Origin of the sequence: Leptospira sp. GIMC2001 (genome assembly GCF_028462125.1) — a bacterium.
Taxonomy (GTDB): domain Bacteria; phylum Spirochaetota; class Leptospiria; order Leptospirales; family Leptospiraceae.
Genome location: NZ_CP115468.1, coordinates 2,803,583 through 2,826,168 on the forward strand (window position 1 = coordinate 2,803,583; position 22,586 = coordinate 2,826,168).

At 38.8% G+C, this 22,586-nt stretch carries 23 protein-coding genes and 1 tRNA gene; 11 read left to right on the top strand and 13 right to left on the bottom strand.

Annotated features, from left to right (window positions below; genetic code table 11):
• The first annotated feature begins 40 nt into the window (after positions 1–40).
• From O4O04_RS14440 to O4O04_RS14450, 3 genes are all read left to right on the top strand, one after another.
• Entirely contained in the window at positions 41–469 is a 429-nt protein-coding gene (locus O4O04_RS14440; RefSeq protein WP_272532476.1) for a hypothetical protein, read from the top strand.
• Positions 470–472: 3 nt separating this feature from the next.
• A complete protein-coding gene (locus O4O04_RS14445) occupies positions 473–1,024 on the top strand; it encodes a WG repeat-containing protein (RefSeq protein ID WP_272532477.1) in 552 nt (183 codons plus the stop codon).
• 195 nt (positions 1,025–1,219) lie between these two features.
• Complete coding sequence (locus tag O4O04_RS14450; protein ID WP_272532478.1) at positions 1,220–2,245, top strand: hypothetical protein; 1,026 nt, start codon at positions 1,220–1,222, stop codon at positions 2,243–2,245.
• Positions 2,246–2,374: 129 nt separating this feature from the next.
• Here O4O04_RS14450 and O4O04_RS14455 read toward each other — a convergent pair whose 3' ends face one another.
• The 6 genes from O4O04_RS14455 to O4O04_RS14480 all read right to left on the bottom strand — a co-directional run bounded on the left by O4O04_RS14455 (position 2,375) and on the right by O4O04_RS14480 (position 7,172).
• Positions 2,375–2,929 (bottom strand): cytochrome C oxidase subunit IV family protein, encoded by a 555-nt coding sequence (locus O4O04_RS14455; RefSeq protein WP_272532479.1) that lies wholly within the window; start codon positions 2,927–2,929, stop codon positions 2,375–2,377.
• Between the two features lie 6 nt (positions 2,930–2,935).
• A complete protein-coding gene (locus tag O4O04_RS14460) occupies positions 2,936–3,472 on the bottom strand; it encodes a cytochrome c oxidase subunit 3 family protein (RefSeq protein WP_442915965.1) in 537 nt (178 codons plus the stop codon).
• 106 nt (positions 3,473–3,578) lie between these two features.
• Positions 3,579–5,177: a cytochrome c oxidase subunit I gene (gene ctaD, locus O4O04_RS14465; protein ID WP_272532481.1), complete on the bottom strand. Its 1,599-nt coding sequence runs from the start codon at positions 5,175–5,177 to the stop codon at positions 3,579–3,581.
• Positions 5,178–5,186: 9 nt separating this feature from the next.
• On the bottom strand, positions 5,187–6,152 hold the full coding sequence (gene coxB / locus O4O04_RS14470; protein ID WP_442915900.1) for a cytochrome c oxidase subunit II: 966 nt from the start codon (positions 6,150–6,152) through the stop codon (positions 5,187–5,189).
• Positions 6,152–6,997 (bottom strand): SCO family protein, encoded by an 846-nt coding sequence (locus O4O04_RS14475; protein WP_272532482.1) that lies wholly within the window; start codon positions 6,995–6,997, stop codon positions 6,152–6,154. The genes coxB and O4O04_RS14475 overlap by 1 nt, the downstream gene beginning before the upstream one ends.
• A 22-nt stretch (positions 6,998–7,019) precedes the next feature.
• Positions 7,020–7,172 carry a hypothetical protein gene (locus tag O4O04_RS14480; protein WP_272532483.1) on the bottom strand — a complete coding sequence of 51 codons (153 nt, stop codon included), beginning with the start codon at positions 7,170–7,172 and terminating at the stop codon, positions 7,020–7,022.
• A 139-nt stretch (positions 7,173–7,311) separates the two neighbouring features.
• Between O4O04_RS14480 and O4O04_RS14485 the strand changes: the two genes are divergently transcribed.
• From O4O04_RS14485 to O4O04_RS14500, 4 genes are all read left to right on the top strand, one after another.
• Entirely contained in the window at positions 7,312–8,220 is a 909-nt protein-coding gene (locus tag O4O04_RS14485) for a COX15/CtaA family protein (protein ID WP_272532484.1), read from the top strand.
• On the top strand, positions 8,220–9,086 hold the full coding sequence (gene cyoE, locus O4O04_RS14490; RefSeq protein WP_272532485.1) for a heme o synthase: 867 nt from the start codon (positions 8,220–8,222) through the stop codon (positions 9,084–9,086). The genes O4O04_RS14485 and cyoE overlap by 1 nt, the downstream gene beginning before the upstream one ends.
• 73 nt (positions 9,087–9,159) lie before the next feature.
• Positions 9,160–11,121 (top strand): DUF1538 domain-containing protein, encoded by a 1,962-nt coding sequence (locus tag O4O04_RS14495; protein WP_272532486.1) that lies wholly within the window; start codon positions 9,160–9,162, stop codon positions 11,119–11,121.
• Positions 11,118–12,275, top strand: coding sequence for a P-II family nitrogen regulator (locus tag O4O04_RS14500; protein WP_272532487.1), 1,158 nt, complete (start codon positions 11,118–11,120; stop codon positions 12,273–12,275). The genes O4O04_RS14495 and O4O04_RS14500 overlap by 4 nt, the downstream gene beginning before the upstream one ends.
• Positions 12,276–12,371: 96 nt before the next feature.
• On the opposite strand, the gene nhaA is transcribed toward O4O04_RS14500, so the two are convergent.
• Positions 12,372–13,715: a Na+/H+ antiporter NhaA gene (nhaA, locus tag O4O04_RS14505; protein ID WP_272532488.1), complete on the bottom strand. Its 1,344-nt coding sequence runs from the start codon at positions 13,713–13,715 to the stop codon at positions 12,372–12,374.
• 61 nt (positions 13,716–13,776) lie between these two features.
• On the opposite strand from nhaA, the gene O4O04_RS14510 reads away from it, so the two are divergent.
• The 4 genes from O4O04_RS14510 to rktP all read left to right on the top strand — a co-directional run bounded on the left by O4O04_RS14510 (position 13,777) and on the right by rktP (position 17,511).
• On the top strand, positions 13,777–15,132 hold the full coding sequence (locus O4O04_RS14510; RefSeq protein ID WP_272532489.1) for an APC family permease: 1,356 nt from the start codon (positions 13,777–13,779) through the stop codon (positions 15,130–15,132).
• A 70-nt stretch (positions 15,133–15,202) separates the two neighbouring features.
• Positions 15,203–15,487, top strand: a complete 285-nt coding sequence (locus tag O4O04_RS14515) for a Sec-independent protein translocase subunit TatA/TatB (protein ID WP_442915901.1) — start codon at positions 15,203–15,205, stop codon at positions 15,485–15,487.
• A gap of 129 nt (positions 15,488–15,616) precedes the next feature.
• The gene (gene tatC, locus O4O04_RS14520) at positions 15,617–16,393 is read left to right on the top strand and encodes a twin-arginine translocase subunit TatC (protein ID WP_272532491.1); all 777 of its coding nucleotides are present in this window, start codon (positions 15,617–15,619) and stop codon (positions 16,391–16,393) included.
• Positions 16,390–17,511, top strand: coding sequence for an Arg-Lys translocation region protein phosphatase RktP (rktP, locus tag O4O04_RS14525; RefSeq protein ID WP_272532492.1), 1,122 nt, complete (start codon positions 16,390–16,392; stop codon positions 17,509–17,511). The genes tatC and rktP overlap by 4 nt, the downstream gene beginning before the upstream one ends.
• 68 nt (positions 17,512–17,579) lie before the next feature.
• Here the strand turns inward: rktP and clpX are convergent, their stop codons facing one another.
• The 6 genes from clpX to lsa26 all read right to left on the bottom strand — a co-directional run bounded on the left by clpX (position 17,580) and on the right by lsa26 (position 22,556).
• Positions 17,580–18,845: an ATP-dependent Clp protease ATP-binding subunit ClpX gene (clpX, locus tag O4O04_RS14530; RefSeq protein WP_272532493.1), complete on the bottom strand. Its 1,266-nt coding sequence runs from the start codon at positions 18,843–18,845 to the stop codon at positions 17,580–17,582.
• Positions 18,846–18,883: 38 nt separating this feature from the next.
• Positions 18,884–19,474: an ATP-dependent Clp endopeptidase proteolytic subunit ClpP gene (gene clpP / locus O4O04_RS14535; protein WP_272532494.1), complete on the bottom strand. Its 591-nt coding sequence runs from the start codon at positions 19,472–19,474 to the stop codon at positions 18,884–18,886.
• The gene (tig, locus tag O4O04_RS14540) at positions 19,471–20,823 is read right to left on the bottom strand and encodes a trigger factor (protein WP_272532495.1); all 1,353 of its coding nucleotides are present in this window, start codon (positions 20,821–20,823) and stop codon (positions 19,471–19,473) included. The genes clpP and tig overlap by 4 nt, the downstream gene beginning before the upstream one ends.
• 15 nt (positions 20,824–20,838) lie before the next feature.
• Positions 20,839–20,910, bottom strand: a tRNA-Gly gene (locus O4O04_RS14545).
• A gap of 80 nt (positions 20,911–20,990) precedes the next feature.
• Entirely contained in the window at positions 20,991–21,596 is a 606-nt protein-coding gene (locus O4O04_RS14550; protein WP_442915966.1) for an arylesterase, read from the bottom strand.
• A 225-nt stretch (positions 21,597–21,821) separates the two neighbouring features.
• Positions 21,822–22,556: a surface adhesion protein Lsa26 gene (gene lsa26, locus O4O04_RS14555; RefSeq protein ID WP_272532496.1), complete on the bottom strand. Its 735-nt coding sequence runs from the start codon at positions 22,554–22,556 to the stop codon at positions 21,822–21,824.
• Positions 22,557–22,586 lie beyond the last annotated feature (30 nt).

Below are 22,586 nucleotides of genomic sequence, written 5' to 3' on the forward strand. Positions count from 1 at the left end.
TTTCCTGAGCACATCACATCGTTTTTCAATAAGGAGAATTATGAAACAGAAGTTTAATATAACGGCTTTGATTTATTTATCCATATTTCTAGTTTCCATTGGAATTTTTGCACAGAAAGGTGCTGAACAAAGACCATCTGGTGGCGACGACGATTACATGCAAAAGCCCTATGGTGGATTTGATATGAGCATCACTGGAACCTGGAATTGTGGCGATCTGGGCACTATGAAAATTACACAATCTGGCGCCAAATTTTCCGGAACCTACTCCTCGAATGGAGGCAAAGTAAAAGGCATTGTAAATGGCAATTCTGCAACAGGAACTTGGCGGGAAAAAGATGGGTCATCAGGTGAGATGGAATGGAAGATTTCAATCGAAAGGAAAACTCCAAAACCGACGCATCTTCGGGGTCATTGGAAGAACAGCGACTCAGATGATTGGGAAGATGAGTGGATTTGCACTAAATAATTTATGAACCAAAACAATATAATTGCATCTATGTTTATATTCCAAAAATCTAAATTGCGTTTTGTTAGATCCTTCGTGAAATACTCTGGATCAAAAATTCAATTTCGTAATTTATTTTCGATTATCATTTTCATTGTCATGCTTTCGAGCTGGAGCACGAATATTACAGCGAAGGATATTACTACCTATCATAAAGAAAATTTTGACAATGTTGAATTTAACAAACATGGCCTTGCATCAATCCTTACAAAAGACGGATGGGTTGTTATCAATAAAAAGTTGAAGGTAGTTTATGTTCCATTTATTTATGATAATGGTCCCGACTTTTTCGTGGAAGGCCTAAGCCGATACATTGATAAAGATAAAATGGGTTTCGTAAATGAAAAAGGACAAATTGTGATCCAAGCAAAATATGATTTTGTTTATCCATTCGAAAAGGGCAAAGCAAAATTTTGTAATGGATGCAAGTCAATTCAGGAAGGCGAACACTATTATATGGATCCAAAATCTGGAACATGGGGAACGATCAATAAACAAGGGAAGGTTTTAAAATAAGTAGATAAGAATTTATTGACAACTATAATTTAGCACGAGTCTAATTTATTAGGAAAGTAAGGTTCCTTTATAGGTTTGATCAACCGATAATATATATTAATGAAAGCCATTCCAGAAAAAAGTAAATTTATAAAAAGGAATGGTTTTCTATATTGTATTTTTTTCTTAACTATCCTTTCGATTTTTCATTGCAGTATGCCCGAACTAGATCGAACCCAACTAGATCTTTCGACCTTACGATTGCTTTTTCAGAGAACATCTTCAACTGACACAGCCACGACTGAAGAAACTGAAACTGAAACATCAACTGAGACTACAACTACGCCCGCACCCGTCGTTACTTGCGCCTCATCACTGTTAAACTGGACTGCAAGGACTGCATCAGAGCCCAACTTTTGGAGATCTGTAGCATATGGTAATGGGATATATGTCGCTGTCAGTATCAATGGAACGAACCGCGTTATGACATCACCAGATGGAATCACGTGGACACCTCGTTCTGCTTCGGGACCTAACTCCTGGGCGTCCGTTTACTTCGGAAACGGTCAATTTGTCGCTGTATCTTTCGATGGAACCAACCAAGTAATGACTTCTCCAGACGGAATTAATTGGACACCTCGTACTGCTGCTGAACCTAATCAGTGGTATTCAGTCACCTTTGGAAATGGCATTTTTGTCGCTGTCGCTAATAGTGGAACGAATCGGGTAATGACCTCATCTGACGGGATTACCTGGACAGCAAGGGCTGCTTCGGAACCGAATGATTGGATATCTGTGACTTATGGAAATGGACTCTTTGTTGCAGTCTCCTATTCAGGAACGAATCGAGTGATGACATCACCTGATGGAATCACATGGACATCCAAATCCGCATCTGAACAAAACTTCTGGATATCGGTGATCTATGGTAGCTCCCTCTTTGTTGCTGTTTCCGAGGATGGAACGAATCGAGTCATGACTTCTTCTAACGGAACTACTTGGACTGCAAGATCAGCTTCGGAACAAAATCAATGGTATTCAGTCAGTTTTGGAAATGGGCTTTTTGCAGCAGTCTCATACACAGGTACGAATCGCGTCATGACTTCATCTGATGGAATCAATTGGACACCTAGACTGGCGGCTGAGGCTAATGTATGGCGATCTGTTGCTTACGGAAATGGACAATTCGTCGCAGTTTCGGAGAGTGGGACTAACCGAGTAATGACTGCAAGTTGCCCATAAGCATTGATTAAAAAAACGCAATTCTCTAAGCGCACAAAAAAGCCTGCTATATTGAGCAGGCTTTTTTGTATTCTTCTAAAGTAAGATAGTGTTAGTTCGCTATCTTTCCGAAACCCCTTTTTAAGTTTCTTAGAAACTTGAAGTAGGAAGGATTCTTGACATGATATCTCCAAAGGAGAATGCAAACAAGAGAACTAGAAAGAAGAAAGCTGAGAGAAAGATTACTCGGTTCAAATTGGTATCATACTTTAAATGCATAAAATACAATAGAACCAAGCTTGCCTTAGCAGTTGCAACAAGCATCGCAATCACCATGTTCCAAGCTCCGAAATCAAAACCTGCAACCCAGACAGTGATAATTGTTCCAACAATCAACGCACCAAAAACCATTAAATAAGTTTTGGCTGATATGATATGATGCTCTTCACTATCAGGTTTAGCATTATCAATCCACATTGGACTATCATCATCAGAATGAGTGTCTTGTTTGAATATGTTCAATAGTGGGTTTTCTTTAATTTTTCCTTCTTTAGAAAGATCAAAAAACTGAGCCACCCAATTCACAACAAATCCAACGACCGTTACTTTTGCGATAACTGGAGCAAAAATTCCGAATGCTAGCACAGGTGTAAGCACACAAAATATTGCGATAAAATAAAGTCCGTAATTTATAACTAATTCCATATACTGTTACCCTACCAAATATAATAGTGGGAATAAATAAATCCACACCAAGTCAACAACGTGCCAGAACAAACCAACACCTTCAACAGGAGTGTAGTATTCTGGACCAACATTGCCACGAATGTTTTTGATCATTACCCATACGATCATACCTGCTCCGGCAACAACGTGAACTCCATGAAGTCCTGTCATTACGAAGTAGAAGCCAAAAAACATCGAAGCGTATTCAACATTGGCGAGTTCTGGGTTCGTGAAAAAATGCCCAGGCAATAAGCCATCATGAATCTTGTGAGAGTATTCAAAATACTTCACTACCATAAAGGTTAGAGCACAAGCAACAGTGATTGCCATCATCCAAGTTGCTGCATTTCTTTTGCCGGATTGAACATAACTGATAGCTAGAGCCATCGTTAACGAACTGAAGAGTAGAACCACTGTGTTGAAAGCACCCAATGAAACATTGAGCATCTCACTGCCTTTATGAAACACTTCTGGGTGGATCGAATGGTAGATCAGGTAGCCTACAAATAGGCCACCAAACATAAGAATCTCAGTGCAAAGAAACAACCATATACCTTGTTTTGAAGAAGTATATTGGTGGTGAGCACTGTCAAAATGGTGCTGATGGTGGAATTTTGATTCCGTGTTACTAGCGGTAGTCATAGGGTCCTGCTGTTACTACTGGAGTTTTTTCAAAGTTCTCATGAACTGGAGGAGAGAGAGCTTGCCATTCTAGAGTTTTTGCACCCCAAGGATTGGCAGAAGCTTTTTCGCCCTTCAACAGCGCATGAATTATCGCAAACAATACAATTAGAAAACCGATTCCGATCAACCAAGAACCGATAGTCGAGATCTGATTGAGGGAAGTGTATTCTGGTAAATAATCAAAGTATCTTCTTGGCATTCCAAAATGTCCCAAGATAAACTGTGGAAAAAATGTTACGTTGAATCCTGAGAAAATAAATACCCAAGACCAACGACCCAAATTGTCATTGATCATCTTACCGAACATTTTAGGAAACCAGTAGAAAATTCCACCAACTAACGCCATCAAGGTTCCACCAACCATCACATAATGGAAATGGGCAACGACGAAGTAAGTATCGTGAAAATGGATATCTAGACCAGATGCCGCGAGGAATACCCCAGTCAATCCACCGATTGTAAATAGAAACATGAAACCAATTGCATAAAGCATTGGAGATTCAAAACTCACAGTTCCCTTATGCATGGTAGCGATCCAGTTGAACAACTTGATCGCTGTGGGAACTCCAACAAGCATCGTTATAAAGGAGAAAATCACACCCGCAAGTGTTGACTGTCCAGAAATAAACATATGATGTCCCCAAACTAAGAAACTCACTGCTGCAATGGCAACTGATGAATAAGCAATCGCTCGGTAACCAAATATCGTTTTTCTAGAAAAAGCAGTTACCAATTCACTGATAATTCCCATCGCAGGAAGGATCATGATGTAAACGGCCGGATGCGAATAAAACCAGAAGAAATGTTGAAATAGAACTGGATCTCCACCCAATTTTGGATCAAAAATTCCAACTCCAAGAGTTTTCTCTGCAACTAAAAGCAATAGAGTGATCGCTAAGATTGGAGTAGCCAAAATCTGAATGATGGAAGTTGAATACAACGCCCAAACAAAAAGTGGAATCTTATCCATGCCCATTCCTGGTGCTCTCAGTTTATGAGTAGTTACAATAAAATTCAACCCTGTTAGGATTGAAGAAAATCCCATGATAAAAGCACCAGTAACCAGAAATATTACACCGTTTGATGTGCTTACAGTTGAGTAAGGAGTGTAAAATGTCCAGCCTGTGTCCACTTTATTGAAAAGTAGAGAGGTAACCGCAGTCAACATACCAGCTAGAAATAGATAGTAAGAGAACATATTCAATCTAGGGAATGCTACGTCTTTGGCACCCAATTGAATCGGTAGAACAAAATTCCCCAAGAAAGCAGGAATCCCTGGAATGATCACCATGAAAACCATAATGGCACCATGATAGGTCATAAACTTATTGTAAGTGTCCGCTGTAATAAAGTCTGCACCGAATTTAGCAAGATGCAAACGAATCAATAAAGCAAAGATACCACCGATTAAGAACATCAAAGTTACGGTTCCAAAATAAAGTAAACCGATTCTCTTGTGATCCAATGTATAGATCCAAGACATGATACCCTTGTGGTGGTTCAGGTAGTTGGTTGTTGAGGTGTGGGTTGATACCTGACTCATTATGTTCTCCTATTGAACCGATTTAATATATTCAATTAATGCTTCGACTTCATCTTCTTCCAATTGCCCTTGATACACTGGCATAGCTGGAGCGTATCCTTTTACAATTTTGGCACCAGATTGCAATATGGATTCTTTTAGATAATTCTCATCAGCCTTAACAGAAGCGCCTGATTCGAATTCTCTGTTCTGTCCATATAGACCTTTGAAAGTTGGTCCAACGATTCGACTTCCGTCAACAGAATGGCAAGATGCACATGCTTTATTCAGATAGAGTTTTTTACCTACGTCCGCAAGAGATTCTGATCCAACAGATTCCTCGCCATGATACCAAGCAACATAGGCTTCAGGTTCCATAACATTGAGACGAATCATCATATTAGAATGGCTTGTTCCACAGTATTCAGTACAGAATACAATGTAATTGCCCACTTCTTTTGCTTCGAACCATATTTCGGTAAATCTTCCAGGAATCGCATCTTGCTTCACACGAAATGCAGGAATGGAAAAGCTATGGATAACATCTTTAGAAGTAAGAATGATTTTGACTGGTTTACCGACTGGCACATTGAGAGACTCTTTGGATAAACTGTTTATAGTTTTACCATTTTTGTATTTGTATTCCCAAGCCCATTGCATAGCAGTAACGTGAATTTCTTCCGAAACCATTTCTGGTGGAGTTCTGAGTTTTTCAAAAAGTACCCATCCCCAATAGAAGATCACAAGTAAGATCACAAGTGGGATAAAGCTCCAAAGGAATTCAGCTAAATTGTTATGAGTAATGTATGCTGACTTCTGGTCTTCGGAAACTCTCTTGTATCGAACAAGAAACCATGTCATCCCACCGATAAGGATGATGAACGATACTAAACTGGCCCATAGCAAAAATGCGTAAAAGGTATCTACCTCTACCGCAATGTCTGTCCCGGCCACTGGCATGAATGAATTGGCTAAGTGAAGAGTGAAGGCCACCATCAAGCGACTCCTTGGTCATTTTCTTTCAAATTTTTTATCCAAAATAACAGTAAAAAAGCTGCGAGTACCAAAAAGGTAACAAGTGCACCGATTTGCATTATGTTATAAGCATACAATGTATATTTGTTCTTACTCGGGTCAAATTGGAAGCAAAATAAAGCAAACCGGTCGATAAAATTTCCAATTTTGCCTTCGCCTGCTTCTATAAAGGATAACTTCAAGTCACGTGCATCAAAAGATATACCTTGCAGTATTCTTGAAATTTTTCCATCAGGAGTTAGGATATATGCGACGGATGCATGGATATATTGATGAGATTCTTCATCCCATTTATATCGAAAACCCAATTGATCAGTAAGAGTATGAATATTTGCAGTGGAACCAGTCAATAGATGATAGCCATTTTCTGCACCGTCTCTGCCATATTCTTTGATATATGCCGCTTTCTTCTCAGAAGCTAGCGGAGGTTTCTCGCTCGGATCGATGCTAATTGCAACATATTGATACTGCTTACCCGCATTCCAGTCCAGATTCTTAAGGACCGTCATGATTCCATTCATATGATAATTGCAGAGAGTCGGACATTTGTAATACACAGGACTCAATAGAACAGGCTTGCCCTCAGTAAACAATTCCGATAAAGAAATTTCTTCCCCGTTCTCATTATTGAAGGTGAGTCTTAGATCGATGGAAGTCCCAACAGTATCAGTCGCACCGATCCCTTCCAACTCTTTAGGCAATTTATTGTCCTTAAGAATTGTATGATTGGGATCGTAAGACCACAATTGACTAAGACTGCCTATAAGAAGGAAAGTGAAGAAGATGTATCGGACTGATGCTTGCATCAAATATTTGTTCAACTATGTCCTATTTTTTGGATTCGATTCCGTAGTTCTCACCAGGGTTCGATACAACACCAGGATGACCAACTGCGATATATACGAAAAATAGAATGTTAAGAGCAGTAACGACTAAGAAAGTAATATAGCCTTTTCTGTTGTATAGGTCTTTGGAACTCATAATCATCTCCAGTGTAGATTTATAATTACATGGAAAAAAGGGAAAGACTTTGGAACAAACATTTTTTTAAAATAGATTCTAATTTTCATTTATCCCTCAATGGTTGGTCAGAAACTGACCTTAGGTTCTAGGATTTTTTATGAAAAACTTCTCACGTCTGTTTTTTTTGATTTCGATTCTCATTTACCTAAATATTTATTTTGGTCCGCTTGTTAGAGCTACAGATTCGGGGCTTGCTTGCCCAGATTGGCCACTATGCCACGGTAAATTTATTCCTGAATATAGTTTTCAGATCGCTATGGAAGTTGGACATAGATTCTACTCAGGAACCATTGGAATCATTATAGCAATTGGTTTTATTTGGGGCTTTCTCGCAAGTAATCTCAAGCCATTTCGAGGCTTGCTTCTTCTTCAAATGTTCTTTTTGGGGACTCAAGTTATGCTTGGGGCGCTTACTGTAACAAAGTTATTGGATCCAACTACGGTAAATTTGCATCTACTCAACGCTGTATTGCTTCTAACAATCTCCATTACGATTACTCTATTGTCTAATTGGAAAGCCAAGTCTATCGTTTATGAGAAGTGGTCATTTGCAACACTGTGGAACTCTGGAAATAAATTTCTGACAATAGCCGTCTTGATTACTGGATTTCAGTTGTTTATGGGTGGAAGAGTGAGTTCTCATTATGCAGGTCTCGCATGTCCTGACTTTCCAACCTGCTATGGTGATTGGTTTCCTGAGATGATAGGAACTATTCGTTATCAGATGGAACATAGAATCTTGGGTTATATAGTTGCCTTGTCAATTTTTACTGCGTTGTGGATAGGAATTCGAAATCAGTTTGAAGGAAGATCCAAGATTCTTTTGCAGTCAGCGGCAGGACTTATCATTTTACAAATAGTTTTGGGTGCTTTCAATGTTTTATACCACTTGCCAAAATTGTTAACTGCTACTCATACTGGTATAGGAGTATTGACTTTTATCGTTTTGTATCTGGCATTGGTTTACCGAAATCTTTTGCCCAAAAACCAAGGGGAATTATTGTGATGATAAGTTTTAATGTTTGGAATCAACTTACAAAGCCAAGAGTTACTTTGCTTATTTTAGCGACTGTTATGCCAGGCATTTACTTAGGTTCCACAGAAACTCCTAGCTACATACTCGTAACTTTTACTTTGTTTGGAACTTATCTCATGTCTTCTGCATCTTTCATCCTCAATCAGTACATAGAAAGAGAAAAAGACGCTCTGATGTACAGAACAAAAATGCGTCCAATACCAGGCGGCAAAATTTCTCCAAACAATGCATTGGCTCTCGGAATAACCGTGACTATTTTGGCATTTGCTCTTTTAACTTATACTGTCAATCTGCTTACAGCGATTTGTGCCTTCGGTGCTTTGGTTGCATACGTTTGGCTTTATACAATCGTTCTCAAACCACGCACGGAACAAAATATAGTAATCGGTGGAGTTAGTGGTTGCGTTGGACCTTTGATTGGCTACGCTGCTGTCTCGAATTCTCTGCCGCTTCCGGCTTGGGTGATGTTTACCATGATCTTCCTCTGGACACCTGCACATTTCTGGGCACTCGCAATCTTTCTAAAAGATGATTATGCACGAGCAGAAATTCCCATGCTACCAGTTGTAAAAGGAATCAAACAAACAACAATTTCGATTTTTATTTATACAATACTCTATTCAATTAGCTGCTTTGCTTTTTATTTCAGCCATGACGGAATGGGAGTATTCTTCCTCACAAGTACCGCTATTCTTACAATTGCAATGGTATCTCTTTCCATTCAATTGATTCGATCCCAGTCTACCATCCTCGCCAAAAAATTCTTTTATTTCAGCTTATTGCATATGTTTGTTATGACAGTTGTGATCATTGTTGATGCCAGAATGATTGCATAGATACTTCAGATAGCCAAAAGCAGTTTAGAAAATTGCTTGCCAGATTGGGCTTGCAGTGGAAGATTCTGGGAGTATGGCGACCAACCAAAAAGAAGAAAACCTAAATATCGGTTTCAAAGAAGCGATGGCTCTTTTGCTTCCCTTCATAGGCAAGAAAATTATGGAGCAGATTCGCTCTGTCTTCATAATAGTAACCTATCTTATTCTATTTCAAACACTGGCCTTGAGAATTCCTATCGCGGAAGCGGCAGTAATCGCTGGTGGAATCGGACTTGTAATTTTTGGTTTGGCTTTCTTCTTAGAAGGACTCTTTCTCGGGCTCATGCCTCTGGGAGAAACACTTGGAATTCGCCTTCCGCAGAAATCTAAACTTCCTACCATCCTGATCTTCGCATTCATGTTAGGTGCAGGAACCACTTTAGCTGAGCCAGCCATTGGTGTTTTAAAAACAGCAGGATCGAAAGTTTTACCATGGGAAGCTCCCCTGCTCTACCTCTTACTCAATCGGTTAGCAGAAAATTTGGTTTATGCAGTAGGAATCGGTGTTGGAATTGCAGTAATATTTGGGATGCTTCGCTTTCTTTACAATTGGTCACTGAAGCCATTGATCTTTTCTTTATTAGGAATTCTTTTACCGCTTACAGTTTGGTCCTTCTTTGATCCCAATATGCAAAGCTTAACTGGGCTAGCTTGGGATTGCGGTGCTGTAACAACTGGTCCAGTTACGGTTCCTCTTGTTGTAGCATTGGGACTTGGAATTTCTCGAGTTACTGGAGATTCCGATTCCGGAGCATCCGGTTTTGGTGTGGTTACTCTCGCATCTTTGTTTCCTATAATCGCAGTGCTATCATTGGGAATTTTCTATCTTGGCAATGTTCCAGATCCAATGACTAAATCGGATTTTTTGAATACAAATAATAATATAGAAAAGATTCATTATATTTTCGGAGATGAAAAAAGTTATTTAGAATATAAAGATCATTTAATCAATCCAATTGCAAAAACGAATGCACCTTCGATGATTGTAGATCCATTCCAATTTTTGAATACAGTTAGAGCAAGTTTCTCTGGAGCCTTGCAAGCGATTGTTCCATTGGTTTCATTTTTATTGCTATTTCTCTTGTTGATTCTCCGAGAGAGGATTCGCAATGGTGATGAGATTTTCTTGGGAATCTTTCTCGCTTTTATTGGTATGGGAATTTTTAACTTAGGTATTGAGCTAGGTCTGGGCAAATTGGGAACACAAGTTGGTAGCAAGCTTCCCTCTGCTTTTCGATCTATTGAAATTCCAGAATCAACAAGATATTTGAAAAATTTTGATCCAGAAATCGTTCAAACTTCCATCAATGAAATTGGGGAAAAAGAAGAATTCTTCGTTCTCAAAGAAAAAAAATCCTATCAATCGGTTCCATTTCATAAGGAAAATTATGAAGAATCAACAGGTATCTATAAATACATTCCCATTCATGGACCTATCTATGGTAAGGAAGATGGTGTCTGGGGGATTTTGGTTGTATTGATTTTTGCATTTATTATGGGTTATGGTGCAACACTCGCAGAACCAGCATTAAATGCACTAGGTGTAACTGTAGAAGAAATTACTGTCGGGACCTTCAAAAAATCGAGTCTTATGCAATCGGTCTCTATTGGCGTTGGTTTGGGGATTTTGTTTGGAGTTCTAAAAATTCTATTCGAGATTCCTATTGCTTATCTATTGATTCCGTTTTATACAGTCCTACTAATCATAACCTTTTTTTCTACAGAAGAATATGTGAATATTGGCTGGGATAGTGCTGGAGTGACAACAGGCCCAATTACCGTACCACTTGTACTTGCATTAGGTTTAGGAGTTGGCGGACAGATTGGAGTAGTTGAAGGTTTTGGAATTCTCGCGATGGCATCTGTATGCCCGATCATTTCCGTTCTATCAATTGGACTCTGGGTTGAACGCAATCGCAAGTTCAGTATTGATGAGTCCAATGATTACGACGAAGAGTTAGACGAACTCATATCGATTCCGATGGAGGCAAAATGATTCCAAAACACAAAGCGATCAAAGTCACTGCAATTTTTCATAGAAAATTCTACAATCGAGTATGGAATGCAATTCAAAAATCCGGCATAATCAATGTCCACCATGAATCGGCTAGATATCCAGTATTGGGAGTTCGAAAAGGAATTTTCAGTTCACTGATGAATTCAGATCCTATCTTAGACAATCCAATGACTATTTTTTCGATACTTATTTTTCCCGATATCGAATTGCAAGTGTTAGATCTAATTCGTCGAGCTGCAGATTTGAATATTCCGGGTCACGGAACAGTTTATAGCGAAGAAATAACAGTCTATCATGAGAATTCACTTCGGTTTGTTTCGGATACTTGCAATTCGAGCGAACCTAAGGAAAAATTTTTTCACGGGCTCACGGGTATATTTTGTATTCTGCAACGTGGACTCGGAGAACCTGTTTCGAAACTCATTTTAGAAAATGGGATTGGAGTTCCGACAATTACTTATGGAACTGGAACTGGACTTCGTGACAAACTGGGTCTTCTTAAGATTACAATTCCTCGAGAGAAAGATATTCTCAAGCTGGTTGTCAATTCTTCAGACGTTGAACATGTCATCGAATTCATTATTGAAGCCGCCAAGCTCGATAGTCCAGGCCGTGGATTTATCTATGAATTCCCGATTCGAAAAGGCCTTATCAACACGCGAGTGAGTTTGGATGGAAGCAAACAAGCTGCAAACATTGATCAGATCATTGCGGCTGTGGACAAAATGTACGGAGGCATGGACTGGAGAAGACGAAGCAGTCAACTCAAATCAGGCTCAAGCAAAAGGAAATTTTTCAGTGGAACCGACATTCACTTCAGTTGCAATGAAGGTTATGGTTTGGAGATCATCCAAGCTTTGAGAAAGGCAGGTGTGTCGGGAAGTACTATGAGAAATCCAAAATTGGTCTGCCAGTCTCAGATCGATACAGAATCAAGCATACGCCTTTCTCCAGCAAGAGAAGAATGCAATATGCTAGTTCCCACTAGTAGTCTCGACGATATTCTACAGGCATTAGAAGATTTTGGTGCGTTTGGTCCAAACATCCAAGGAATGTTGTATACAACAGCGATCCCAAAAGCTTTTACTTATCAATCCAAAGCAAATCTCAAAACCATGATCACCACTAAGTAAACTAATATGTACTAGTTGACAAGCTATGAATATTCATAGCTTGTCTGAAAAATTCTGAGAGATCGAGAAAGAATCACGGCCAGTAAATATTATTTTTTACTTTTTATTTCTAAAAACATATAGAAGTGTCATCCCGACAATCGCACTGATGATTGATCCGGTCAAAATTCCAATCTTTGCATCTGAGAGATAATCCATTTCTCCTTTAAAAGCGAGTCCTGCAACAAAAATGGACATAGTAAATCCGATTCCACCTAAGAAACCCGCACCTAACACTTGCATCCAATTGCTTCCACTAGGAAGATCTGCAACTTTCAATTTTACAGCAAGCCAGGAAAAGAAAACGATTCCAACTGGCTTACCAACTAACAATCCGCCGATAATTCCTATAGTAACAGAATCACTCAGTGCATTTGTAATAGATTTTTCTAATCGGACACCAGCATTTGCAAGTGCAAAGATTGGCATGATTGCAAATGTTACCCAGGGAAAAATCGCATGCTCCAATCTGACAAGCGGTGGCATCACATGATTGCAAGCTGCTTCCAAAGTATTAAGCGAGGCTTCTTGCTCAGAAGTTATAATTGCTTCATCGGGGTCATCATTTTTATCAAAAAAATCTAGCAACTCTTTGCCTTCACGAACAAATTCCTCTCGGTTAACAAGACTTCTTGCAGGGATCGTAAATGCAGCAAGAACACCTGCAACAGTCGCATGGATTCCGGATTTTAGAAAAGCTATCCATAGAAAAATTCCAACGATTAGATAAAACCAAGGAGTTCGAATCCCGGTAGCATTACCGATAACAAGTAGGACTAGGAATCCGAATGCAAGTGCCAAAGCCATTAGAACAATTGTATCCGTATAGAAAATTCCAATTACAAGAACTGCTCCAATATCATCCACTATCGCAAGAGCAGTTAAAAAAACCTTCAAGGATAATGGAACCCGATTTCCTAGTAAGGCAAGAAATCCTAAAGCAAAAGCAATATCTGTTGCCATCGGGATTCCCCATCCAAATGCCTTCGCACCTTGTTGGTTAAAATAATAATAAACTAATGCAGGAACAACCATTCCACCTATAGCTGCAAAAAGAGGAAGGGATGCTTTTCTTACATTGGACAATTCTCCGATCAAGACTTCCCTTTTGATTTCTAATCCTACGACAAAAAAGAAGATCGCCATGAGAGCATCATTGATCCAAAGTATGATTCCCTTAGATAAGCTAAATGATCCGATTGCAAAGGTAATTTTTGTTTCCAAAAGTTCAAAATACAAATCATAAGCGGAGGAATTCGCCCATATCATCGCGACAATAGAACAAGTAAGAAGTAAAACTCCACCTGCAGCACCAAATCCCGCAAACCATCGAAATGGAGAAATCACCTTATAAATTGGTGCCTCCCGTAATATCTCGCCAACTCTTCCTTGTAATTTCATGGCTCTATTATTTAACTGAGTGACATAGCGTCTAGAGGTTTTTCGATGAGTTTAGCAATCTATGCATCTGAAAAAATCACTCGGCCTTTGGGATTCAAGCTCGCTTATGTTTTCTGCGATGGTAGGTACAGGAATATTTTTTTCCACTGGACATATCCTTACGGCAAGTCCCAATTCTTGGATCGTTTTGCTTGCTTGGGTTTTCGGAGGCTTGATCGCTTACAGTGGCGCCGTGAGTTATGGATTTCTTGCTCGAATCTATCCAGTTGCAGGCGGTGAGTATATCTACCTCAAAGAAGCCTATCATCCGAGTCTAGCTTTTATAAGCGGTTGGACGTCTCTTCTCATTACATTTAGCGCATCCGTGTCTGTTCTCGGGCTTGCAATCCATAGCTATCTTATAGGTATTCTTCCATGGATTCCAAGTTGGGAAATTTATAGCTTTCCTATACTAGGAATGGAAATTCATTTCGGAAGTCCTCAGCTAACAGGAATACTATGTATTTTTTTCTTTAGTTTAACCAATCACTTTGGAATGGTTTCTGGGATTAGAGTTCAAAATTTTATCACGGTAATAAAGTTATTTGGTCTTTTCGCATTTATATTTTTTGGTTTCTTAAGTTGGAATTGGGAAATATCTAATCTAGGCAATTTACCAGATTTCAGCTTTGATTCAGGCGCATCCCTGATTCTTGCTACTGTAACAGTCACCTATTCCTATTTAGGTTGGAATATGATTACATACGTTGCGGAAGAAATTCAAGACCCAAATCGAAATATTGGTCGAGCAATTCTGATCTCTTGTGTATTTGTAACACTTCTTTATTTTGGATTGAACTTTCTCTTTCTCACATCAGTTCCCGCATCAAATTTAGTCGGTCAAGATGAGATCGTAATGATATCTGCAAATTCACTTTGGGGTGCTAACTCTATTCCTTGGATTGCGGGCTTTACCATATGGATCATGCTTGGATCAATGTCTGCTATTCTAATAGGAGGAAGTAGAATCTATATCGCTATGGCAAGAGACGGATTGTTCTTTCGAAGTTTTGCAGACCTTCACCCCAAATACAAATCTCCTTACAAAAGCATCTGGTTCCAATTCTTATATGCCTGCCTTTTCTTGACCATTCAAGATATAGAAAGTCTTCTTTATATTATCACTTTTACAATAATCATACTAACTGTAATTATATCAACAATCCCAATCTATTACAGAATTCGTGGTATAGGTCGAGACATCCACTTGCCATTATTTCCCTACACTCCAATCCTTTTTATTATTCTAAATTGTATACTAGCCTATGAACTTTTTGTAACCAAAATGGATTCTGCAATCTGGGGACTTATGATAACACTATCGGGAATTCCTTTTTATCTAGTATTTAGATATTTGAATGGTAAGCGAAAAGCGTAGATTTTTCCCTTTGACGGAAAATCCAGCCTCCAGGAACCTATTCTTACTACCTTGACTTTGGAGATAAACAATGATACATGGAATCACATTTCCTTTAGGATTCTTAAACCTCGGACCTTGGGAGATCGCATTAATACTTTTCCTTGCACTGCTTTTATTTGGTGGTAAAAAACTTCCAGGTCTAGCAAAGGATTTGGGAGAAGGGATCAAAGAATTCCGAAGATCCCTTTCTGGAAATTCTGACGACGATCACCGCACAGAAATCGCTCAACCAAAAATTGAAGAATCTGCAATATCGACTCAAGCAAAATCCAATTCAAAAAAAGCATCCGCTAAAACTAAGAAAAAAGCTTGAGAAACAAATCAAGCCTTGATTTAGAAAGTGTTACTCAGTGAGTTCAACTTTTTCTATTTTAAGATTTTTTCAATTTAAAGCATAGGAATTTTAGTAATATTGCAAACTCATGAAAGCGGAAATAAATTGATGAGCCCAACCTTGAAGCCCGAAGAATCTGTTCCAATAGACGACAGAGAAAAGTTCATGACTTTAGGGGACCACCTTGAAGAGCTCAGGCAGAGATTGATCTGGGGAATGGGGATTGTATTTATTTTTACAGCAATTGCTCTAGTTTTTGGCGCTGAGATCCATACTTCTTTTATTGAACCTTATCGTAAGGCGCTCGGAGATCCAAAAGCAACGTTCTATCAGATCAAGCTCATGGCACCGTTTCTGATCTATCTCAAAACAGCTTTTATGCTATCTATACTGATTGCTTTTCCATTTTTGTTCTACATTCTCTGGGGTTTTGTCGCACCTGCCCTCGACGCAAAGACCGAAAGGATGGGAATATTTATTATTGTATTTAGTACAATTCTATTCTGGTCTGGGATTGCCCTTTGTTGGTTTACCGTATTCGAAAATTTTCTCAAAATATTTCTCATCACTTGGATGCCAGAAGGTGTTGAGGCAAAATTGCCAATTGATGAATACTATGACCTATTTTTCAATTTGCATTTGATATTTGGAATTTCATTCCAACTTCCCGTATTATTGGTGTTATTAGGACGTTTGGGAATCGTCAAAACATCATTCCTAATCAATCGCTGGAGAGAGATTATCATCGGTTTAGCTGTTTTTGCGGCCATTTTTTCTCCCGGACCGGATGTTGTGTCCATGTTGATGTTATTTGGCCCATTAGTTTTTCTATTTGCTTTTTCTCTAGGATTGATGAAATTCTTAGAAAAGAGAGATGCAGTATGAATCAAATTGATCAACTTTCCTTCAGATATAAGATATCCTTAATTGTTTTTTTTATGACATTTTCCTTCTTCGTGGGCTTTATCCTCATTGAAGATTTTGCGATTTTTAATGAGCTTTTCAATCAACAAGGCTCAAACTTTGCGAGCAAAAGAGGAATTCGAATCTTTTTTGGTTTTTGCTTTTCTATTCTTACCGCAGTAATAACAGCCATTTCATTTAATCTATTTTATGCGAGTCTCAATCGATTGATACTATTGATTCGCAGTTGGATGGAGGATGATTCCGAAGAAGAAATTACCATTTCTCGTGAAGATGAAATTGGCAAACTGACGAGATCCCTTCAACTTACTCTTTTCCAAGAAAGGGAAAAATCAGAAACAAGAGCACTTGAAATTCACCGACTGGAAAATACCAAAATCCTAATGGAAATTCAATCGAGCTATGCTCAGGTTCGCTTGAATCGAATCAAAGGTTTGGATATATCTGTTTTCCCGAATTTTAATAAGAACCCGGATTCAGATTATATGAAAATTGTAACTACTGACTCGGGCTGTATAGTTGTGATCGCAGGTTTCGAAACTTCTGGGATTCTAGAAAATTCTTATAAATCTCGGTTAGATGGAATGTTCTCTCTAATCGAAGCGATGAAAGATTCAACTCCCAATCATATGTTGACATATGTTTTATCCAATCTAGTTAAGAGCCAGCTTCCAGGATTAAAATTGTCCATTTTTTCTATCGATAGCTCTGATGGAAAATTGGAATTTGGAACATGGCAACATCTACCTATTTTTATTGTTGGGAGAGACTCAGTACGTCCTTTGAGTTCAACAGATGATATCCAATTTCCTCTGAGAGAAAACGAAATCTATACTGAGATTACAAATATAGAAAAAGATGAAGATGTCATACTAGTCTCCGATAAACTTCTTCGTGTTACGAAAGAATCTCAAAAACAAATCACAAACCTAATTACAAATCTACTATTGCCGAATAAAAATGGAATCGCAAGCAATAGTCGAGAAACAACTCTTAAAATCGCAAAGTATTTCGCGAAAAAATTTGGTCGAAATGCTTTAGATAGTCTGGAGATTGTAGCTGTTCGTAGAACAGCTTAAATCTTCTTACGATCCAATCAATTATCTAGGAATATTTCTGAGAAAAATTGTGTTCTGAGAAATAGAAATTAGGCGATTTTTTCTATATCGCCTTTTAGAATTACGATCGGGGTCTCTTTCTTACGAATCACATCCCCGGTTACCACAACTTCTAAAACATCTTTTCTCGAAGGAATCTGGAACATTAGATCCATCATTGTATCTTCCACAATTGCACGTAAACCCCGCGCACCAGACTCTCTCTTTATTGCTTCTTCAGCTATTACAGATATTGCCTCATCAGTGAACTTCAAGCGAACATTCTCCAATTCGAATATCTTTATATACTGTTTCATGATAGCATTTTTTGGCTCAGAGAAAATGGATTTAAGTGAATCCAGAGTTAATTCATCCAAACTAGCCATAATCGGAAGTCGACCAACAAATTCTGGAATCAATCCAAACTTCAATAGATCATCTGGAATACCTTGGTGAATTATCGATTCATCTTGATCAGCATTCTTTTTATTTGGAGAGGTATCATAATCAGAGAAGCCAATCGTTTTGGCACCAATTCTACTTTTGATGATATTTTCCAATCCAACAAAGGCGCCACCACAGATAAAAAGAATATTCTTCGTGTCAATTGTGATGTATTCTTGGTGCGGATGCTTTCTTCCACCTTGAGGTGGAACATTTGCAACGGTTCCTTCAATGATTTTGAGAAGTGCTTGTTGCACACCCTCTCCACTGACATCTCTTGTAATGGATGCTGAATCTGACTTTCGAGTGATCTTATCGATCTCGTCAATATAGATAATTCCAAGCTCAGCTTTCTTTACATCATTATCTGCATTTTGAATGAGCTTAAGAATGATATTTTCCACATCTTCACCCACATAACCGGCTTCCGTGAGAGCAGTCGCATCAACAATTGCAAATGGAACTTTTAGAATTCTTGCGAGAGTTTGAGCAAGCAAGGTCTTGCCCGAACCAGTTGGCCCAATCAATAGAATATTCGATTTTTCTAATTCTACTTCTTGCTTTTTGTCATTAAAATAGATTCTCTTATAATGATTGTATACAGCAACGCTTAGAGCTTTTTTGGCTCGATCCTGACCAATTACATACTGATCTAGAATTTTTTTAATTTCTACGGGCTTTGGAATATCACCAACAACAGCAGGTTTATCCGTTGATGGAGGTTCTTCGGCTATGATTTCATTGCAAAGAGAAATACATTCATCACAGATATACACGCCTGGTCCTGCAACAAGACGACGAACTTCGTCCTGGGCCTTGCCACAGAACGAACAATGCAACTTCTCTTTGGTGGTGGAGACTTTTTTACTCATGTTATCCTCCTAGAAAACCTAAGCCCATAGAACAGAATTTAGGCCTTTTTTCTGTCGGCAATTACGTTATCAATGATTCCGTATGCCTTAGCCTCTTCTGCGCTCATGAAAAAGTTTCTCTCTGTATCTTTTCGAATCTGATCACCAGTTTTACCTGTATGTTTTTCATAAATCTGAATGAGTGATTCTTTAGTTTTTATAATTTCTTTGGCGGATATTTCAATATCACTCGCCTGTCCAGTTGCTCCACCGAATGGTTGGTGCAACATGATGCGAGAATTCGGAAGAGCTGATCTCTTACCTTTAGCACCACCAGCAAGAAGAAGAGCAGCCATGGAAGACGCTTGTCCAATGCAAAGTGTTCGCACTTCCGGCTTGATGTACTGCATGGTATCATAGATTGCCATACCTGCACTGACATATCCACCTGGTGAGTTGATGTAGAGATAGATGTCGCGATCTGGATTCTCAGCTTCGAGAAAAAGCATCTGTGCGGTTATCACATTTGCGTAAGTTTCATCGATGCCACTTCCTAAGAAAATAATCCTGTCCTTGAGAAGACGAGAAAAAATATCATAGGTGCGTTCGCCGCGGCTCGTCTGCTCGATTACATATGGCATTAAGGTCATAAATTTTGGTTCTCCCCGTTCAGAATCTTGGACGCATCAGCTAGACTGATAGTCTTAGGATTTTTCTTCTCAACCGCTTCGTATACAAAATTATCGACCTTTTCCATAATAAAGTTCTCTCGAATTGATTCGATTCTGCCTTCTTTTTCCAGTCTTTTACGGAAAGTTTCGACAGATTCTCCGAAAGCTCCGGCTATTTCCCCAAGCTTCGTATTCAAGTCTTCATCAGATAATTCCAGTTTTTCTTCTTCTGCAATTTTGTGACGGAGAAAATATCCTTGGAGTCTTTTGAGACCCATAGTTTTAAATTTTTCTTGAGTCTCAGCAAGAGTAGAATTTGTATTCTTAGCATACTCTTCCATCGAAACAAATGGAATCTTGTATTGCTCGAACATAGCCTTGTAAACATGCTCGCCTTCTTCTTGGATCAGACTCTCTGGGATAATGAATTTGGCTTCGTCTACCAATTTATTGTAGATTTCTTGGAATGATCTTGTCTTGAGCTCTTCTGTCTTAGCCTTACCCAGATCCTCTCTTAGCTTGCTCTTTAGAGCTTCTAAATTCTCTGATCCATCATATTCTGAAGCTAGATCATCATCTATTGAAGGAAGAGTTACAGTATAGATTGCAGTACAGGTCACTTCGTAAATGTAGGTTTTGCCAGAAGATTCTGGAGATGGCTCAAAATTGGCTGGATAGGTAAATGAAAATTTCTTCGTCTCACCAGACTTCATTCCAAGAATAAAATCATCAAATCCTGCAGGATTTCTAGAATCACCTAACTGATATTTGCCTGTATTGGACTTCGCTGGCAATTCTTCCGATTCAAGGCAGAATTTATAATTCATCTCAATCAAGTTACCAGCTTCTACAGAAGACGATTCTTCTTTGAGAACATTCCTTGCCATACTCTTCTGAATTCGATCAATTTCTTGTTGAATGTCAGAATCTGTTGGAACAACGATTAGAGGTTCAATTTTTACTTTTTTGTATTTTGGGAGAGTAACTTCCGGTCTGGTATCATAGGTTGCCTTAGCGGTAAAGCCCTTGGCACGATCAAAACTTTCCACTTCAAATCTTGGGAATCGGATCGGAATGAATTCTAATTTCGGGAAGAGGTCACTCATTGCATCTTGAAGAACAAAATTGATTGCGTCTTCTCCAACGGAATCACCTAGCATTTTCTCCACGGTTTTGATGGGAGCTTTGCCTACACGAAATCCAGGCACTTTGACTTTGTTACGAGCTTTCTCATAGGCTTTTACAAAGCCTTTTTCTAGTTCTTCGGAAGTGAAGTTGATTGTTAAATCAACTGTTGCGTTGTTATTTTTTTTAGTTTTATAATCCATAGATAGGAAGGGATAAGCGGGAAACGGGATTCGAACCCGCGACCCTCTCCTTGGCAAGGAGATGCTCTACCACTGAGCTATTCCCGCATGTGGTTTGGGCTATTGACATGCTTTTCCATGGGCTTCGAGTGTAAAGGGATTTTATCGCAAAAAGGTAAAATTTTTCTCTAGAGAAGCTTTTTTATATATGGGTAGATGTTCTCTGCCATAATCTTATGACCATCTTCTGTCGGATGAATTCCATCTTTCTGATTGAGCTTACGATCACCTGCAATCCCGTCTAGAATGAAGGGTACTAAAAGAAGCGAATGTTCCCGAGCAATTTCTGGATACAGATTGTCGAACTGCTTACGATATACAGCACCCAAGTTTGGGAAAGTTCTCATTCCCGCTAAAAGGATTTTGGTTTCGGGCGACTTACTCTGCACAGTTTGGATGATCTCATTTAGATTTTTTCGAATGGTAGCGATGGGAACACCACGCATCGAATCGTTTGCACCTAGTTCCAAAACAAATACATCAGGTTTAATCCTTAGAGCCCAATCCAATCTAGACAAGCCACCCGATGTTGTATCTCCCGACAATCCTGCATTGATGATGTCGTAATCATAGCCTTCGGAATTGAGCTTTTCGCCAACTAACGCAGGCCATGCGTCATCTTGGCTTGCAAGCCCAAGACCTGCTGTCAAACTATCTCCAAAGAAAACGATTGTTTTCTTGGTCTTGCCTTGACTCTCGTGTTCAGCAGCATTAGCGGAATTGTTACCGCGCACATCTTTAGAATTGTCTTCACCACAGTTCAATAGAAATAGAGCCAAAAAAGCAAAAGAAATAATACTTAAATACTTTGGCAGGTCTAGCGAAATTAAATATTTACCGAAACTTCGATTCCGAATATTGGAAAAAGCCTGATCCAAAACAACAGTTCTAAATTGAAAAAACATCATATGCTCTTTAGACATTGATAGATTTCTCAAAAATAGATAACTATTAATATTCTACTCTTTTGCAGCAGTATGGACTCCACCTGCTGGTTCACGATAATTGATTTCGAATAGATCATAATCAGATTTTCGAAATCCCTTTGCAAAAGATACAGATATTCCGAGACTTGATGAGACAGAACTCTTTTGAGTCTCCCACGCAAATTTTGCCATTTCAGCTTGAGTAACAGAGAAAGGATGCACCTTTCCCCTATCTTCATCCAGATACAATCCTTCATAAGTTCCAATGAATGTTCCTTGGTAATCAAGTTGCAAAATCTTTCCACTCACTGCGAAATTTCTTTTGGAACCGGTCTTCTTAACAACTTTTTTATCAGCAAGCCCTGCAGGTTTAGTTCTTTCCTGTGGTCTTGCAGAAACAATTTCCATCTCTGAAGATAGTGAAAAGTCTTCAATTCTATGTATACGATATTCGATCAATAGTTGATCATTCACGCTCTTTGATAATAAATTGACTAATTCAGCGTTACTTGGTCTTACGCTAATCTCATGCCGAATGATTGTAGGAGCGAAAAATTCATCTTTGGATTCATCACAGACTTCTGTCTTCTCAAAAGATGTAACTTCTATAATACCTTCATAGGAGTTGAATATGATTCCGCGACTCTCGAACTGAATAATCTTTGCTGTGGCAAATCCTTCAGCATATGTTCCAAATGCAAATAACCAGGTTGGGGCAAAAACAAACGCCAAAATAAATAATTTAGATAAAAAGTTATTTTTCTTCAAAAGATTCTCTCCCGTATGCGCAGTAATTTT